12 protein-coding genes are annotated in these 17,410 nt (G+C 62.5%); 4 read left to right on the plus strand and 8 right to left on the minus strand.

Annotation, left to right across the window (positions count from 1 at the left end; all coding sequences use genetic code 11):
- Positions 1–12 precede the first annotated feature (12 nt).
- The 3 genes from AC5WNI_RS08670 (at position 13) to AC5WNI_RS08680 (ending at position 6,189) form a co-directional block, all read left to right on the plus strand.
- Positions 13–2,235: an alpha-galactosidase gene (locus tag AC5WNI_RS08670; RefSeq protein ID WP_175088799.1), complete on the plus strand. Its 2,223-nt coding sequence runs from the start codon at positions 13–15 to the stop codon at positions 2,233–2,235.
- A 70-nt stretch (positions 2,236–2,305) separates the two neighbouring features.
- A complete protein-coding gene (locus AC5WNI_RS08675; RefSeq protein WP_175088800.1) occupies positions 2,306–4,294 on the plus strand; it encodes a beta-galactosidase in 1,989 nt (662 codons plus the stop codon).
- A 506-nt stretch (positions 4,295–4,800) separates the two neighbouring features.
- Entirely contained in the window at positions 4,801–6,189 is a 1,389-nt protein-coding gene (locus tag AC5WNI_RS08680) for a GntP family permease (protein WP_175088801.1), read from the plus strand.
- Between the two features lie 132 nt (positions 6,190–6,321).
- Here the strand turns inward: AC5WNI_RS08680 and AC5WNI_RS08685 are convergent, their stop codons facing one another.
- The 7 genes from AC5WNI_RS08685 to AC5WNI_RS08715 form a co-directional block, all read right to left on the minus strand.
- Complete coding sequence (locus tag AC5WNI_RS08685; protein ID WP_175088802.1) at positions 6,322–6,645, minus strand: hypothetical protein; 324 nt, start codon at positions 6,643–6,645, stop codon at positions 6,322–6,324.
- A gap of 184 nt (positions 6,646–6,829) precedes the next feature.
- A complete protein-coding gene (locus AC5WNI_RS08690; protein WP_495928335.1) occupies positions 6,830–9,040 on the minus strand; it encodes an FUSC family protein in 2,211 nt (736 codons plus the stop codon).
- 3 nt (positions 9,041–9,043) lie between these two features.
- The gene (locus AC5WNI_RS08695) at positions 9,044–10,024 is read right to left on the minus strand and encodes an efflux RND transporter periplasmic adaptor subunit (RefSeq protein WP_175088804.1); all 981 of its coding nucleotides are present in this window, start codon (positions 10,022–10,024) and stop codon (positions 9,044–9,046) included.
- Between the two features lie 105 nt (positions 10,025–10,129).
- Positions 10,130–10,372: a DUF1656 domain-containing protein gene (locus AC5WNI_RS08700; protein WP_225346692.1), complete on the minus strand. Its 243-nt coding sequence runs from the start codon at positions 10,370–10,372 to the stop codon at positions 10,130–10,132.
- A 427-nt stretch (positions 10,373–10,799) separates the two neighbouring features.
- Positions 10,800–12,095, minus strand: a complete 1,296-nt coding sequence (locus tag AC5WNI_RS08705; RefSeq protein WP_175088805.1) for a TRAP transporter large permease — start codon at positions 12,093–12,095, stop codon at positions 10,800–10,802.
- Entirely contained in the window at positions 12,085–12,591 is a 507-nt protein-coding gene (locus AC5WNI_RS08710) for a TRAP transporter small permease (RefSeq protein WP_495928336.1), read from the minus strand. Before AC5WNI_RS08710 ends, AC5WNI_RS08705 begins: the two co-directional genes overlap by 11 nt.
- Positions 12,592–12,835: 244 nt before the next feature.
- Positions 12,836–13,825: a DctP family TRAP transporter solute-binding subunit gene (locus AC5WNI_RS08715; RefSeq protein ID WP_284726058.1), complete on the minus strand. Its 990-nt coding sequence runs from the start codon at positions 13,823–13,825 to the stop codon at positions 12,836–12,838.
- Positions 13,826–14,552: 727 nt separating this feature from the next.
- On the opposite strand from AC5WNI_RS08715, the gene AC5WNI_RS08720 reads away from it, so the two are divergent.
- On the plus strand, positions 14,553–16,154 hold the full coding sequence (locus AC5WNI_RS08720; protein ID WP_284726057.1) for an MFS transporter: 1,602 nt from the start codon (positions 14,553–14,555) through the stop codon (positions 16,152–16,154).
- A gap of 201 nt (positions 16,155–16,355) precedes the next feature.
- Here the strand turns inward: AC5WNI_RS08720 and AC5WNI_RS08725 are convergent, their stop codons facing one another.
- Positions 16,356–17,114, minus strand: a complete 759-nt coding sequence (locus AC5WNI_RS08725) for an RNA polymerase sigma factor FliA (protein WP_279838461.1) — start codon at positions 17,112–17,114, stop codon at positions 16,356–16,358.
- Positions 17,115–17,410: the final 296 nt, after the last annotated feature.

Consider the following 17,410-nt stretch of genomic DNA (forward strand, 5'->3'; position numbering starts at 1 on the left):
TCTGGACCCCTCATGATGACCGCAGACGCCCCATCCTCCCGACCTCCGGCTGCGCCTGACGCGACCTGGTCAAGCGATCAGCAGTGGTTGAGCCTGAGTGCCGATGGCATCCAGCTACAGCTGGATCTCGCCGATGGCCTGCTCAAGCTGGCCCATTTCGGGCGCATCGCGCCCATCAATCCGGACCAGCACCGCCTGATGAGCGCTGCCGCCACGCCCCAGGCCAGCCTGGATCAGCTGCCGCCCAATACCCTGTTCAATGATGCCGGGCTCGGCTTTGCCGGCTATCCCGCGCTGATCGGTGACCGCGAAGGCCGCGACTGGCTGACGGCGATGCGCCTGAGCGATGTGGCCTGCTCGACGGATGCCTCCGGCGCTCACGCCCGCCTGACGCTTCGCGACAGCCTGAGTGAGCTGGAAGTATTGCTGGCGCTGACCGTTACCCGCGAGGGCGTATTGCGCCAGCAGACGACCCTGACCAATCAGTCATCCGCGCCCTATCGGCTCGAGTGGCTGGCGGCCGCCTGCCTGCCGCTGCCAGTCCGCTTCGAGGAGTGCCTGAGCTTCGGCGGCCGCTGGGTGCAGGAATTCACCGAGACGCGTCATCGTCTCAGCGAAGGCACCTTCACGCTCGAGAACCGTCGCGGCCGCAGCTCGCATCAACGCGTGCCGACGCTGATCACCGGCACGCCAGGTTTCAGCGAGCAGCGTGGCGAAGTCATCACCGCGCATCTGGCGTGGAGTGGCAATCATCGCGCATTGATCGAGCGTCAATTTGATGGCAGCACTCAATTGCAGATGGGTGCCCTGCTACTGCCTGGCGAGCAGATGCTGGCCGCCGGCCACAGCGTGGCCACCCCGGAAGTGGTGATGGCCTGGTCGGATAGAGGTATCAATGGCGCTAGCCAGCGCATGCATCGCACCCTGCGCGCGCGGCTTGACTGGCCGGTGGCCGACAAGCCGCGTCCGGTACACGTCAACACCTGGGAAGCACTCTATTTCGATCACGATGCGGCGCGTCTCGAGGAGTTGGTCGTTGCTGCCGGTGAGGTGGGTGCCGAGCGTTTCGTGCTCGATGATGGCTGGTTCGTCGGCCGGAGTGGCGAGCGCGCCGCCCTTGGCGACTGGTATCTGGATTCCGACAAGTACCCGCAGGGGCTGGGGCCGCTGATCGAGTCCGTGCAGGCGCACGGTATGGAATTCGGCTTGTGGGTCGAGCCCGAGATGGTCAACCCGGACAGTGAACTCTTCCGCACCCATCCGGATTGGATTCTCGGGCTGGAGGGGCGCGAGCAGCCGCTGGGACGTTATCAATGCGTGCTGGATCTGACTCGCCGCGAGGTCTGTGACTACCTGTTTGCGCGCCTCGATGCGCTGCTCAGCGACTACCCGATCAAGTATCTGAAATGGGACATGAATCGCGACCTGACCCACGCGGGCGGCCAGTCGGAGGAAGGACGCGGAAAGCCTGCCGCCCATGCCCAGGTCAGCGCGCTCTACTCGCTGCTGGCCCGCCTGCGAAAGGCGCATCCCGGCGTCGAGATCGAGAGCTGCGCCTCGGGCGGCGCGCGCACCGATCACGGCATTCTGCGGCACACCCATCGCGTCTGGACGTCTGACTGCAACGATCCCCACGAGCGCACGCATATCCAGCGCGGGGCCAGTCGCGTGCTGCCGCCGGAGCTTCTGGGTGCGCATATCGGCCCGCAACACGCCCATACCACCTCGCGACGCACGTCGCTCGCCTTCCGTGCCTCCACGGCGCTGTTCGGTCATCTGGGACTGGAGCTGGATGTCAGCCAGCTCGGCCAGGCAGAGCGCCGTGAGCTGGGCGGCTGGATAGCGCGCTACAAGGCGCTGCGTGGCCTGCTGCACAACGGTGTCAGCTGGCGTCTGGATTGCCTGGATGACGATCAGCATGCCCATGGCGTGGTCAGTCAGGATGGGCAGCAGGCCCTGTTCAGCATCAGCCAGCTGGCCATGCCACGCCACGCCGTGCCCGCCGCCCAGCCGCTGGCCGGCCTGCAAGCCGACACGGCCTACCGGCTCGAGCTGCTGGAACTGCCGGAGCACCCGGAGCGACGCATGAAACAGCTGCCCGCCTGGATCAGCCGACAACAGGCCGGCGAGCCGGTCGTCGTCTCCGGTGAGTACCTGATGCGAGAAGGCCTCGCCCTGCCGGTGCTGGACCCCGACCAGGCAATCCTGATTCACCTCCATGCGGTAGCGCCATGACGCGTGCCACGCAGGATGTCATTGCATGCGACGCGCTCGCTCCCCACTTTCAGCATCAAGGATGAACCCCATGCAGCTCGGTGTCTGTTATTACCCGGAACACTGGCCACGTGATCGCTGGCCGCAGGATGCTCGCGACATGATGGAAGCCGGCGTTCGTGTCGTGCGTATCGGAGAATTCGCCTGGAGTCGCCTGGAGCCCAGCGCGGGTGACCTGCGCTTCGAGTGGCTGGATGAGGCCGTCGAGGTTCTGGCGGCGGCTGGTCTCAAGATCGTGATGGGCACGCCCACGGCGACACCGCCCAAGTGGCTGGTGGATGCTCATCCGGAAATTCTGGCCGTCGATGAGAATGGCGACACACGCGGCTATGGCTCGCGTCGTCACTACTGCTTCTCTTCGCCGACGTTCCGCACCTTGAGCGAGCGCATCGTGCGCCTGATGGGCGAGCGCTACGCCCACCATCCCGCGGTCATCGCCTGGCAGACCGACAACGAGTACGGCTGCCATGACACCATCCTCAGTTACTCCGCAGCGGCCCGCGCCCGCTTCCCCCAATGGCTCGAGGCGCGCTATGGCACGGTCGAGGCCCTCAATGAGGCCTGGGGCACGGTGTTCTGGAGCATGGAAGTCAGCGAGTTCTCCCAGGTCGAGGCGCCCGTCGGCACCGTGACCGAGCCGCATCCGGCCATCGTGCTCGATTATCGACGCTTCTGCTCCGACATGGTGGTCGAATACAACCGCCTGCAGGTCGACACCCTGCGTGCCGCGGGTGTCAGCGGCGATATCGTGCACAACTTCATGGGCCTGTTCACCGAATTCGATCACTTCGATGTCGCCCGGGACCTGGATATCGCCAGCTGGGACAGCTACCCGCTGGGCTTTCTGGAGCGCGGCGCCCACGACGACGCCACCAAGGCCCATTATCGCCAGCAAGGTCATCCGGACTTTGCCGGCTTCCATCACGACCTCTACCGCGCCATGTGCAAGGGCCGCTGGTGGGTGATGGAGCAGCAGCCGGGCCCGGTCAACTGGGCGATCAGCAACGCCGCGCCCTTGCCCGGCATGGTGCGACTGTGGAGCCACGAAGCCTTCGCGCATGGCGCCGAAGTCGTTTCCTACTTCCGCTGGCGTCAGGCGCCCTTCGCCCAGGAGCAGATGCACGCTGGCCTGCTGCGCCCGGATGGCTCGCCCGCCTCGGCCTGGCCGGAGCTCTTGCAGGTGCGCGATGAACTGGCGACACTCGCGGAACATGACTCGGCGTCTGCCCAGCAGGCGCCCGCCGCCCTGATGTTCGATTACGCCTCCATCTGGGCCTGTCAGATCCAGCCTCACGCCGAGAACTTCAACCCGCTCGAACTGTACCTGAGCTGGTACAGCGCGCTGCGGCGGCTCGGGCTTGATGTCGATATTGTCTCACCGCGCGATGCGCTTTCTGGCTATTCACTGATTGTGCTGCCCTGTCAGGTAATTGCCGATGAGGCACTGGCGGCGCGTCTTAGCACGGCGCGCGATTCAGGCAGTCGCGTGGTGATCGGCGCACGCTCCGGCTCGCGCACGCCGGAGTTTCAGATACCCGCGCAGTTGGCACCCGGCGCACTCAGCGAGCTGGCTGGCGTCACGGTCGATCGAGTCGACGGCCTGCGGCCAGGTGCCAAGCCGGCCGTCATGTTGAGCAACGGTGCACACGGCCATGCCCTGCGCTGGCGCGACCTGCTCGACCATCAGCGCACCAGTGCCCAGGTGGTAACGCGCTTCGAGGATGGCGAACCCGCCATCCTGCATCAGCGCGGTGTCAGCTATCTGACCGCCTGGTTGAGTGAAGACACTCTGGTGGCGATTCTGCAGGCGGAGTGTCAGGCCTGCGGCATCACCACTCATGCCCTGCCCGACGGCGTGCGCCTGAGGCGGCGCGGGCCGCTGAACTTCGCCTTCAACTATGCCCCCGAGCCGCGCTGGCTGCCGGAAGGCCTCGTCAATGACAGCGGGCTGCTGGCCGGTAGCCGGGTGCTGGCACCCGCTGACGTCTGTATCTGGTTCAGTGACGAAAAGCGCCCCTGAGTGCGGCGGCTCCTGCCCACTCATTCAACGCGAAAATCGACTTTGCTTGAAAGCAGGACATCTCTCGGATTTCGCGACCGGCAGACTGTTCGATCACTTGTCGCGGCGCCTTCGGGCGCCGCTTTTTTGGATAGCTATTCTGGGTCTGCAGGCTTCATGAGTGACTACAACACGTGCTGACCCCCCCCCTGCTTACCGGATGACTGAGGCTGTCTTATCGTCAAAATAAAGCAGAATGAAGATAACGGTATATATTTTGATGTAAAACGACCTCTCTTTTCACTGCGCAAGGCCAGATGGAGTTTGCCCTTGAGTGCTTGCTGACCGCACAGCGCTGCCACTTAAGGCGCATTGTTCTCATGTCAGACAATCTCTAGTGTGCTGGATGTCTCTGTATATAAGCCAATAAATAGCAAAAACAACAGGCCACGCACCTGTAAACAGGACAACCGTCGTCAATGGCAGACGACCCACGACTACGATAACGCCAACTACGAGATACCCCCATGAGTATTCTTGCCATTCTGATATCGCTCGGGCTGCTGATGTTCCTGGCCTACCGCGGTATCACCGTTCTCTTGCTTGCCCCTCTGATGGCCGCCCTCGCCGTCGTCCTGTCAGGAGATGCAGCCGCCCTGCTGCCCAGCTACACCGTGACCTTCATGAGTCAGCTGGGCGGCTATCTGGCAAAGTTCTTCCCGCTGTTCATCCTCGGTGCCCTATTCGGTCAACTGATGGCCGATTCCGGGGCCGCGCATGCCATCTCCGAAGGCCTGGTCAAACGCCTAGGCACACGCCATGTGATCCTGACTGTGGTCCTGGCCTGTGCACTGCTCACCTATGGGGGCGTCTCGCTGTTCGTGGTCGCCTTCGCCGTCTACCCGATTGGCGCTCAGCTCTTCCAGCGCACCGGCACGCCCAAGCGACTGCTGCCCGCGGCCATCGCCCTCGGCTCCTTCACTTTCACCATGACGGCACTCCCCGGCACACCTGCCATCCAGAACGCCATCCCGATCCCCTACTTCCAGACCAACAGCTTTGCAGCGCCAGGCCTGGGCATCATCGCAGGCCTGATCATGCTAGGGCTGGGTACCTGGTGGCTGAAGGGACGTGCCAGCAAGGCTCAGGCACAGGGGGAAGGCTACGGAGTTCACAAGGACGAAGCGCTGGAGGAATCCATGGCGCCCACCGCACAGATGGGCATGATCACGGCGCTGATTCCGCTGGTGATGGTCATCGGCCTGAACGCCCTGATGACCTATCTCGTCTTCCCGCGCATCGATTTCTCCTACCTGAGCGAGGCCTTCCCGGAGCTTGACCCGGCGGGCGCCACCGGCATGTGGTCGATCCTGATCGCGCTGGCCTTGGCCTCCACCTGGCTGGTCATCTCACGTTGGAAGCAGTGGGCCGACCTGAAGACCACCGTCAACAATGGCTGCTTTGGCGCCATGCTGCCGGTCTTCAATACCGCCTCAGAGGTGGGATATGGCGCGGTGATCGCCAGCCTGGCCGGTTTCGCGATGGTCAAGGAGGCGGTGCTCGGCCTGTATCCGGGCAACCCGCTGATCTCGGAAGCGGTGGCAGTCAATGTGCTGGCCGGCATCACCGGCTCGTCATCCGGCGGCATGAGCATCGCGCTGTCGACTCTAGGCGAAACCTACCGCGAGATGGCCGTCAATGCCGGCATCGACCTGGAACTGATGCACCGCGTGGCGGCGCTGGCGGCGGGCAGCATGGACACCTTGCCGCATTCCGGAGCGGTCATCACCCTGCTGGCGATCTGCAAGCTGACTCACCGCCAATCCTACGGCCAGATGTTCATGATGACGGTCGCCTTCCCGATGCTGGCCCTGATTGCCGTCGTGACCCTGGGCAGCCTGGTCGGCAGTTTCTGAGCCGTAACAGCTTTTGAACCGTTTAAGCTACTGGCCATAAGCGGAGCAAAGTGACACCAATACAATGACAAGAAGGCCACCCATTCGGGTGGCCTTCTTGTTGAGCAATCACGCCAGCAATGCGCTGACACCTCAGTAGACGTGGTGAGCCCGCTTCGGGTTCAGCGTCTCATGACGTGCACGCGTCTTTATCCAGAGCGTAAGGTCATCGCGGTCGGTGCCTGGATTCTCGGCGACCCACTCGACGATACGCGAGGCGATGAATTCGGCATGAAACTCATCATCGAACTGCAGCAGCATGAGGTCCTCGCCCGCCTGAGAGATGCGCAACAATACCTCGCTGGTCGGCAGTACATAGAGATTCAACTCATGCAGGTATTGTGTCGTGAAGGTGACACGCCGAAAGCGTTCGGGAACATTGCGCCCGCTGTGAGTAATATCATTCATGAAAGCCATGGCTCTCTCCTGCATCAAGGCGCTCATCGTTTTTGCTCATTTTTGAGCTTTGCCACTTATCATAGCGCACAGGATGTACTTCCGGCTGATTTATGCATATATTTTAATAAAACCTGCAAACAACATCCTTCAACCGGTTATCAACTCTATATCCTGGCAAGTCACTTTCGGATAGCGGCCGTTATCACTGTTGCCGCTGAAGCAATGCATCACTTTGCAAGGTTAGCTGAACTCGCGTCAGCCAGCCCGCCAGCAGCGCCTGCTTGTGCCGACTCATGGTGCGATGTTGCTCGATCACTTCGCATAATCGATCGCCGGCCGCACGCATTCTGGTAGGGCTCTCCCCTCGGGCACAGCGCTGATAGTCATCCGCCAGCCCATGGATCAATTCGCGCAAGGCGTGCTGTACCGGGCGCGGCACATCGTTGCCCAATTCCCGCCGCACGAAGCCTATGCCGCGTCCGATATCCATCCCTGTCAGGCCCAGCGTCAGTAGCGGCATTCCGAGCACTTGCTCCTGTGCAGCATCGGGCTGGCCGTTTGCAGTTTCGCCACTGCGGCGCGCTTCCTGTTCACGACTGCGAGTCTGCTCATGCCGGGCCAGGCGCAACAGCCTGTCGCCCATACGGCCGCCGAACCAGCTGTCCAGGCGTTCGGTAGAGCGCTCCGCCAGCTCACGAATATCACTCGCCGTGGCGCGAATCAGCTGGCGCTTGTCCCAACCGGCTCCCGGCACAGGGATCAGGCGGAATCCAATGATGGTCACGATCAGACCGATCCCGGCTGCCAGACTTCGATTGAGGGTATAGGCGACATCGAAGGTCATACCGTTGTCCGGCATCACCAGCAGAATATTGAACACCACGAAGGGCAAGGCGATACCCGCCAGCGCCGGCACGACGGACCCCATCAGGCCGAGGAACAGAGGAATACTGAAGATGGTCACAAAGGGCACGAAGTGCTGGGCGTGACTGAGCATGACATTGCCGAACAGCAATACGCTCGGGACCGCCAGCAGCAAGCCCTTGAGCACCATCGGAATGATCGGCGCCGGATCACCACGGCTGACGAAGATGCCCGAGAACAAAGTCCCTAGCAGCATGGCCACCGCCCCGTTGTCCCACGCCGTCGCAAGCCAGAAGATAGCCGTGGCGCTGAAGATGGTCATCGCGCGGATCGCATCAATGGCGGCGCGTCCGTGATCGCGGTGCCAACTCATGCTTGGCTGACGCAGCTGATGACGGTCGGGATGATTGATGACCTCACGTGCCTGCAGGATGACCAGCGCATGCCCCAGCACCTCACGCAGACTGAACAGCAATCTGGCTTCCAGCGCGGTGATGCTTCGCTGACCGCGTGACAGGCGCAGACATTCCCCGCGCAGCTCCTTGAGCGTCTTGCGAGCCTGGGCCGTGCCCTGATTGTCGGCCATGCTTTGTAAAGCCGCGCCCAGACGTTGCATCAGGTCCTGGGTCGGCTGACTGAAACGCTCGGCTTCCTCTCTCTTTACCTGGTTCAACTCGTTGGGCTGTGCGCTTGCCCCACCGTCATCGTTCTGTGATGGCACAAAGAACTCGGGATGACGCAGCTGGTGCAGGGCCTTGAGTGTCGCGTAGAGACGCATGCTGCGCCGTGTGAGCAAGTGAACACCGCGAATACGTCCCTTGCCTTGGGGGCCTTCATAACGCGCCGAGTGAGCATCGATCTCGAGATTGTTGAGCGCCTCCAACCCGGTCATCATCTGCTCGAGCATCGCCATGCGTTCCTGATGTTGATCCTTTTGCCGTCCAGTTGTCTTGCCTCCCTCTAACGGCATCGAGAACGCCAGCGCCATATAGCGGAAGGTGGCATTCACCGCTGTGTCCGCCAGCTGGCCGAGATGATCCCGTACCCGTATCGGCCATAGCAGCGCACTCACGACGACAGCACACAGCGCGCCGAGACTCAGCTCACTGAGACGGGCCAGCGCCACCGAGAAGAAGTCATCCGGCGCCGAGGACGTCAGCACCACGATGATCATGCAGGCCACCGCCGCCATCACACAGCCATAGGACAGATTGTTGTGCGTCAGCGAGGCGCCATAGATACATAGCCCGATCCACAGTGTGACCGAGCCCAGCGCCAGTTCGGGTACCTGGGCAAAGCAGCCCATGATCACCACGGCCACACAGGTACCGACGAAGGTACCCGTGACCTGACAGATGCCCTTCTCGACCACCATGCCCGACATCGGACGTGTCTGCAGAAACGCCGCCGAGATCAGCGCCCAATAGGGTCGATCGAGGTCGAAGAAGAAGGCGGCGTAGAGGGCCAGCGCCATCGCCAGCACACCCTTGGTGGCGAACTTCAGGGCGAACGGCGAAGGCCTGAGAAAGGCGGCCAGAGCGGGAGACATGGATCAGTGCTTCCCGTCTGCGTCTTGGGCGGCCTGATCTATCTCGTCAGGTTCCGCCTTGGCAGGATCCGCCTTGGCATGACTGGTCTCATCCTTGCCATCCTCAGCAGTGATCAGCCTGACACTCGCCGTCATGCCGGCGGCAAGATTGACACCTGAGGCACGTACCGCCTCGATATCATCAAATTCCACCCGTACCGGAATGCGCTGCGCCAGACGCACCCAACTGAAGGTGGCGCTGACCTGAGGCAGCTGCTGGGCATTGGTCGCGGTATTGTCATCGGCGATGCCCTGACCGATCCCCACGACCCGCCCCTTGAAGTCTTCATTGCCGCTCATCAGCGTGATCTGGACCGGATCGCCCGGACGCACATGCTGCAGCTTGGTCTCCTGGAAGTAGGCGCTCAGGTAGAAGGAGTCTTCCTTGATCAGCGCCATCACCGCCGTGCCTGCCGTGACGTAATTGCCCTGACTGAGGTGCATGTTGAGAATGCTACCGTCGGCGGGTGCCACAAGACGCGTACGATCGAGATCCAGCTGCGCGGATTGCACCGCGGCTTCGGCCTGTTGCACGTCGGCGCGGGCGACTTCGGCTTCCAGACGCGCACTGTCGCGCTCTTCCTCACTGATGGCACGATTGGTCAAGCGACCACGACGATTGGCTTCATGCTCCTTCAGACTCAGGGTCGCCCTGGCACTGGCGAGACTGGCCTTGGCCTTGGCGAGCGCGGCCTCATAGCGCGCACGATCGACCTGAAGGATGACGTCCCCTTCCTTGACGCGCGTGGTATCCGCCACATTCAGCTCACGCACCCAACCGGAGACATCCGGGCTCAACGTGATCACCTCGGCGCGCACCCGGGCGTCGCGCGTCCAGGGACTGTACATGTAGGTATTCCACAGCCACACCGCACACCAGGCTGCAGCCGCCACCAGACAGAGAGTGATGATCCATTTGACGGCTTTGTGTCGCAGGTTGCGCATGCGGTTTCCTTGGGGAATAGAGGGGCTGGGGAAAATGGGTGCCACGAAACGGGGCACGGGAAGATCGGGATCACGAATGGCGTAACGCTGAAGGAATGGCGCACGTCACGTCACGAGGGCGACCACCGCCGCCAGACAGATGACAAACAGCGAGATATCGAACCAGGCCTCGAACCAGAGCTCGTGATTGGCCAACAGACGATGCAGCAGCGTGCGAATGATACCCGCCGCCAGCAAGGCGACCAGCGCATAGACCAGCATCGGGCTGATCAGGAATTCCCCGACCACCATTTCATGCAGCGCATTGAAGCCAGGCGCAACATCATTGCCTGCAGCGATTTCCTTCATCGAGATGTCCTAATCTTGTGTTATGCGAGATCTGGCTTGCGTCATGCGAGAGCTTGGTCCCACCTGACAGAATCCCGACTGACATGCGTACAATCAGCGTTCAACGATGGTGGCAGACTCGTGCGCATTCAAGGTCCGCGAGTGGACTGTTCCACCATGCGGATCTGGAGGGCAGCGTCGTCGCTGAGAATATATGCAGGCTAACATTTTTTGCCGTCGCGCACCGTTGCGTCAGAAGAATCACCCCATTCCTCGCACAGCGGGCGACCAGAATCCGCTCTCTATTTGGCTGAACGATAATTGGAACAATCAGCCTGGATGCCAAGTATTCAGGTAGTAGCAGAGTACAAGGTGCCCCGAAACGCAAGACGGCTTACCCGGAAGGCAAGCCGTCTTGTTTTTTCCACTTCCTGCTTCCTGCGGATTGCTACACCGCGTAGCCGAGCACGCGTGGCAGCCACAGGGCGAGCTCAGGGAACAACATCACCACCGCCAGCGCTGCCAGCATCGCCACCACGAAGACCATGGCCCAACCTACCGTCTTCTCGAGCCGGACCCCGGCCACGCTACTGGTCACCATCAGATTGACCGCCACTGGCGGGGTGAACTGCCCGATCGCGATATTCATCGCCAGCAGGATACCGAACCACACCGGATGCCAGCCGAAGTGCTGCATCACCGGAATCAGCACCGGCATCAGGATCAGGTAGATGGAGACCGCATCCAGCAGCATCCCGGCGATCAGCACTGCCACCATCACCAGAATCAGCAGCGTCGTTCCGCTATCCGACAGCGTGATCAGCCATTCGGCCAGATGCCGGAAGGTACCCAGCATGGTGCCCGCCCAGGCGAATATGCCCGCCAGCGCGATGATCAGCATCACCACACCGGAGATGACGGCCGCCTCTCTGAGCAGTTCCCACACCTGGGAGAGCTTGAGCTCGCGGGTGATGAATAACCCGACACACAGCCCATAGGCGGCGGCCACTACCGCCGCTTCCGTGGGCGTGAAGAGGCCTGAGCGCAGTCCGCCGAGGATGATCACCGGCGCGAGCAGGGCCGGGATCGCTGCGCGGAACGCCGGACCCAGCGCGATACGCTCTACCTGAGTCGGGTCTTCCCAGCGATAGCGACGCGAAAGGAACCAGGCCGGCAGCAGCAAGGCCACGCCCACCAGCAAGCCCGGAATCAGGCCCGCGGCAAACAGCGCACGCAGATCCACCCCCGGCACCACGATGGAATAGAGGATCAGCGCGATGGACGGCGGGATCAGGATCGCCGTGGAGGCCGAGGCCGCAATCAGCGTCGCCGAGAACGCCCTAGGGTAGCCCGCCCGAGTCATGCTGGGGATCATCACCATCGCCACCGCGGCCGCATCCGCCGGGCCGGAGCCGCTCATGCCGCCCATGATCAGGCATACCAGCACCGCCACCAGTGCGAGCCCCCCGTGACGCGGGCCGATGAGCGCCTGGGCAAAGCGCACCAGCCGCGCCGCCACACCGGCACGCTCGAACACCAGCCCCGTCAGGATGAACAGCGGAATGGCGATCAGCGGATACTTGGCGATGCTGTTGTAGGTATTGGTGCCGAGGGTGGCTAGCATGCTGACCGGCAGCCCCGCGACGATCCCCACCGCCCCCGAGAGCCCCAGCGCGAAGGCCACCGGCACGCCGAGTATCAACAGCGCGGCAAAGCTTGCGAGCAACCAGAGATCAGGACTCATGATCAGACTCCTTGTGCTCCGGCGCCGCATTCTGCCCGGGTCCCTGACCAGGCCCTTGCGCAAGACGCTCGACACACTGCTGCAACTGACGCCAGGCCATCGCCAGCGCCAATATCGGCAGCCAGATCACGTACCTCCAGTTGGGCAGGCCCAGTCCCGGTGACAGCGAGTCCCACTGATACTCCTCCAGCGCGAAGGTACCCCCGAACCACACCACCAGCCCCAACACGACCAGTACCGCCAGGGTCTGCAATACCACGACCAGTCGCCAGAGCGGCAACGGCAGCACGTCTTCCAGCAATGCGATACGAATATGTGCCTGACGGCGAATCGCCACCGAGGCGCCCGCCAGCGTCAACAACACCAGCAGGAAGACCGAGAATTCCTCGGTAAAGGCAAAGGAGGCATCGGTGGCATAGCGCACCACCACATTGGCCAGACTGATGATACCGATCAGCCCCAGCGCCAACGCCGCCAGCCAGGATTCCGGCCGCACGCGTGGCGGTGGTCTGTCCGCGGGGGCAGGCGCTCCGTTGGCGCCGTCTTGCGGCGCTCGTTGCGATGTTTGAGGTGATGCTTGTTGAGAGATTTGTTGCGACTTTTGCGACATGACACGCGATCCACAAGAACGCCGAGGCTGTCAGGCCCCGGCGTGGTTCTTCACTCAATAACGCGCACAGACCGCATTATTCCCGATGTCATCTGCTCTGTGAGCAGCGGCGATGGTGGCCCTGGCCGACTCAGCGCGAGGCCTCGACCTCGGCACGTGCCGTCTCGACCAGAGACTCGCCGATCTTGGGCGTCCAGCTGGCGTAGACCGACTGGGTGGCGTCACGGAAGGCCTGCATCGCATCCTCATCGAGCTTGACGACATTCACGCCGCGCGCCTCGATGTCCGCCAACCGCTGGGCATTGCCCTCACGACTCATGGCGATCTCCCAGGCACCCGCTTCCTTGGCAGTCTCGGTGAGCAGAGTGCGCTCCTGTTCACTGAGCGACTTCCACACGCGCTGGTTGGCGGCGAAGATCAGTGGGTCCGCCATGTAGTGCCAGAGCGTCAGGTGGGTCTGACCGACCTGATCGATGCGCGCGACATCGAACACCGACAGCGGGTTCTCCTGTCCATCCACCGCGCCGGTGGTCAGTGCCGGCTTGGCATCCGCCCAGCTCATCTGGGTCGGGTTGGCGCCCAGCGCCGTGAAGGTGTCCTGGAACAGCGGCGAGCCCACTACACGAATCTTCAGGCCCTTCAAGTCATCCGGCGAGGTGATCGATTTCGAGGAGTTGGACACCTCGCGGAAGCCGTTCTCCCCCCACGCCAGCGGCTTGATGCCCTTGGACTCGATGGCGGCGAAGACCTGCTTGCCCGACTCGCCCTGAGTCAGCGCATCAATGGCGGCGTGGTCCGGCATCAGGAATGGCAGCGAGAACAGGTTGAGCTCCGGCACCTGGGGCGACCAGTTGATGGTCGAGCCCACCGCGAGATCGATCAGCCCCTGACGCATGGCCGAGAACTCCTTGGTCTGGTCCCCCGCCACCAGCTGGGCATTCGGATAGACACGCAGGGTGAGCTCGCCACCGGAGCGCTCCTCTACCAGCTCCGCCCACTTCTCGGCCGCCTGCCCCCACGGGAAGGCATCCGACAGCACGGTGGAGACGGACAGCTCGCGCGCCTCGGCATCACTCGCCATCAGCGGTGACAGCAAGGCCAGGCCAAGCACGCCGGCCATCAGGGCAGAGCGACCCGTGGCAGCGATAGGCGGGCGCGTGGTATGGCTTTGAGAAAGAGCTGGAGAGCGGGGACGCAAGTGACGAGAGGCGGGGCCAGCGTTGGCGTGTGCAGCGGTCAGGGTCATGAATAACCTCTTGATTATGATGTTGTTGAGTGTGTCCAGAGGCAGATTCGCATCTACTTTGGTCGCTGACCATTCGACCATGCGACAGATCGGTGCTTTTTCGACGCTCACATGCTGTCTTGCTGTATTACCCATTACTGTACATGCATACACCCCACGGGTTTTCCGAGACCTCTTGCGTACGAAACGCTCGACCATGTGGTGTCATCAGCGTGTGTTGCCAAGAAGTGTACCCAGCGATGCAAGAGGGCCAACCCTCACGCAGGCCCCGCCAACAGCGAGTTTGACGATATTGTCCTTTGCAGGATGCCGGGCTTTTACAGCGCCAGCGTGTCCCGAGTCCGTGTCGGGTCAAAATTTCAGGAGATACTGTATATTCATCCATACCATTACATCCTTGAGACAAATTTCACGATATGTCGCCTTTCAACCACGCAATGGCGTACCACGGGTCGCAGACTCCGGTTTCGGTCGGTAGACTGAGCGCCGTTCCCACAAGGACCGACCACGACTGACCAACATCACGCACGCAAGTGTCGTACCTGACATCTCGTCGGCACCGCTCCCACGGTCCCGACCCTGACTGATGAGGCCCCCTTCCATGCCGCACCCCCAGCAGGAAGCCATACCCACTCCCACCTTCGAGACCGAGCCGCTCGACACCTCGCGCAAACGACTGCAGCCGACCAGCAGTCTCGGCGCAGCGGTCGTTCTGTGGTCGCTGCTGCTGGGAATGGGGATGCTGATGCTGGCCAACGGACTGCAGGGCAGTCTGTTGGGGATTCGCGCCTCCTCGGAAGGCTTCAGCAACACCATGACGGGCATCATCATGTCGGCGTACTTCGCCGGTTTCCTGCTCGGCTCGACACTTGCGCCACGCAAGCTGCGCCGGGTCGGTCATGTGCGCACCTTCGCGGCGCTGGCCTCCATCACCTCGGTGTGCATCCTGATCCACGCACTCTATGTGGTGCCCGAGGTGTGGATCGCCATGCGCTTCATCACCGGCTTCGCCTTCGCCGGCCTCTACGTGGTGGCGGAGAGCTGGCTCAACAGCCAGGCGACCAACCAGATGCGTGGCCGTCTGCTGGCCATCTACATGGTGATCACCTATCTGGGCATGGGCGGCGGTCAGTTGCTGCTCAACGTCGCCAATCCGAATACCTACCTGCTGTTCATCCTGGTCTCGGTGATCATGTCGCTGGCGTTGGTACCGATGCTGCTGTCCGCCTCGCCACAACCGGAAGGCGCGCAGCCGGAGGCGATGGGACTGGTGCGTCTGCTGCGCCTTGCCCCACTAGGGACGTTGGGCGGCTTCGCCACTGGTATCGCCAACGGCACCGTCTTCGGCATGGGCGCAGTGTACGCCGACCGCGCCGGCCTGCCGGTGCAGGAAGTCTCCTGGTTCATGGGCGCCTTCATCCTGGGTGCTGCCCTGCTGCAATGGCCGCTGGGCAAGCTCTCCGACAAGCTGTCGGCCAAGAAGGTGATTCTGGGCTGCAGTCTCGGGGCGATCGCGCTGTCCATCGGTGGCGTGCCGTTCAGTGGTGGCAGCATGCTGACCATGGCGCTGCTGGGTGCAGGCCTCGGCGGGTTGATCCTGACCCAGTACTCGCTATTCCTGGCGGCGGCCAACAACCTGCTGACCACGCCACAGATCATCTCCGCCAGCGGCACGCTGGTGCTGATGCATGGCGCGGGCGCGATTCTGGGCCCGCTCACCGCGGGTCTGCTGATGGAGCGCTTCGGGGCCGTCGGCTTCCTCTATACCCTGACCGCCATTCACGTGCTGATCGTGATTCTGGCCGCCAGTGTCACCAGCAAGCCGCGCCAGGAACTGGATGCCGAAGAAGGCGATCACCCCGGCCACTATGTGGTGGCGCCCTCCACCACCAGCCCGCTGAGCGCCGCCTGGGTCGAGGAAGCCATCACCGAGCCGGAAACCGGTCAGCTGGAATTCGACTTCGATGCCGAACCTGAGCCGGAGTTGAGCGAGGAAGAACTCGCTGCCCAGCAACAGGCAGCCGCCGCTGAAGCAGAAGAAGGCGTCGTGCAGCAGGTCGACAATGAGGAAGGCGTGATGAACGACCGCGTCACCGGCATGGAAGACGACTGGCATCTGGATGGCCATATCGACGAACAGGCCCAGCACCTCAGCGAAGAGGAGCGCCGCGTCAAGTCGGAACCGGAGCGTGAGAGCTACTGATCACGCCTGACGACATGCTCGAGTGATAAACAAGAACACCGCCTCTCAGGGCGGTGTTCTTGGTTGGGGCGGGCGAAACAGGGAAAGGAGAAACTGAGACAGGAGACACAAAGGCAGGCGGAACAGCGAGACAGTACAGCGAGAGGATAAAGTTCGGGGAAACGAAGAAGGCTCACAACGATAGAGACTCAGGATAGAGACTCAGCGACGACGCTTGCCCGCCCGTGCCACCAGATGCGGTGCCAGCACACCCTGCAGACGGCGCACGGCCTGGGAATGCAGCTGCGAGACACGCGACTCGGTGACATCGAGTACCGCGCCGATTTCCTTGAGGTTGAGCTTCTCCTGATAATAGAGCGCCATCAACAGCTTCTCGCGCTCCGGCAGCCGCGCGATGGCCTCATTCAAGGCCCGCCGCGTATCGGCCTCTTCCAGCGCATCATGCGGCAAGGCAAACGGCGTGGTGAAAGGCGTCGCTTCAGGCGAGGCATAACCGCCCGCCAGCCCGCCTTCCTCATCCATCATCTCGTCCAGCGACATCACCATGCCGTTGTTGGTATCCAGCAGCAGTCGTCGGTAATCTTCCAGCTCAAGCCCCATGGCAGCGGCGATCTGGGTCTCCTCGGGCGGATAGCCCAGGCTCTGCTCCAACTGCTGGATCACGCTCTCAAGCTCGCGCCCGGCCCGGCGCACACTGCGCGGCAACCAGTCACGCGAGCGCAGCTCATCGAGCATCGCGCCACGGATGCGCTGACTGGCATAGGTGGCAAAGCTGGCGCCGTGCCCCTGCTCATAGCGGCCCACGCATTCACACAGCCCCAGCATGCCAGCCTGAATAAGATCCTCGAGATCGACACTCGCTGGCAAGCGCACCTGCAGCTGCAGCGCGATCCGGCGCACCAGCGGCTGATACTCGGTGTAGATATCCTGCTGGGCCATGCGCCCATTGGCGGTATACATCGGCGTCCTGGTCCTCGCTTGCATCCCTCGGGGTCGTTTGACTCAGGGTCGTGCCCCCATCTCGGGACTCCTGTTCCCAGCGTATTGTCGCGCCCCCGCCACAAACCATTCGCTCGAATAGCTACCCTCAGCGACGGCTTTCCTGCCTTACGTCGCCACTCCGCCTCGGGGAGGCGAAAATGAAGGCAGACGTTAAGAGACAGTGAGTGAGCGCGAGCCATACAAACGCCCACCAGCCGGTCGACAGGATGTCACGAGGAGCGCCCGTAAGAAGAGCGCGCAAGGAAAGCCAGCGG

This window comes from Cobetia sp. PDI-12MA (assembly GCF_059507695.1).

What these genes read in the sequence shown, in the direction of transcription:
- AC5WNI_RS08685 (WP_175088802.1), bottom strand. Translation starts at nt 6,645, where the DNA reads ATGGCTTTCATGAATGATATTACTCACAGCGGGCGCAATGTTCCCGAA.
- AC5WNI_RS08675 (WP_175088800.1), top strand. Translation starts at nt 2,306, where the DNA reads ATGCAGCTCGGTGTCTGTTATTACCCGGAACACTGGCCACGTGATCGC.
- AC5WNI_RS08715 (WP_284726058.1), bottom strand. Translation starts at nt 13,825, where the DNA reads ATGGCCGGCGTGCTTGGCCTGGCCTTGCTGTCACCGCTGATGGCGAGT.
- AC5WNI_RS08725 (WP_279838461.1), bottom strand. Translation starts at nt 17,114, where the DNA reads ATGTATACCGCCAATGGGCGCATGGCCCAGCAGGATATCTACACCGAG.
- AC5WNI_RS08690 (WP_495928335.1), bottom strand. Translation starts at nt 9,040, where the DNA reads ATGTCTCCCGCTCTGGCCGCCTTTCTCAGGCCTTCGCCGTTCGCCCTG.
- AC5WNI_RS08705 (WP_175088805.1), bottom strand. Translation starts at nt 12,095, where the DNA reads ATGAGTCCTGATCTCTGGTTGCTCGCAAGCTTTGCCGCGCTGTTGATA.
- AC5WNI_RS08720 (WP_284726057.1), top strand. Translation starts at nt 14,553, where the DNA reads ATGCCGCACCCCCAGCAGGAAGCCATACCCACTCCCACCTTCGAGACC.
- AC5WNI_RS08700 (WP_225346692.1), bottom strand. Translation starts at nt 10,372, where the DNA reads ATGAAGGAAATCGCTGCAGGCAATGATGTTGCGCCTGGCTTCAATGCG.
- AC5WNI_RS08695 (WP_175088804.1), bottom strand. Translation starts at nt 10,024, where the DNA reads ATGCGCAACCTGCGACACAAAGCCGTCAAATGGATCATCACTCTCTGT.
- AC5WNI_RS08670 (WP_175088799.1), top strand. Translation starts at nt 13, where the DNA reads ATGATGACCGCAGACGCCCCATCCTCCCGACCTCCGGCTGCGCCTGAC.
- AC5WNI_RS08680 (WP_175088801.1), top strand. Translation starts at nt 4,801, where the DNA reads ATGAGTATTCTTGCCATTCTGATATCGCTCGGGCTGCTGATGTTCCTG.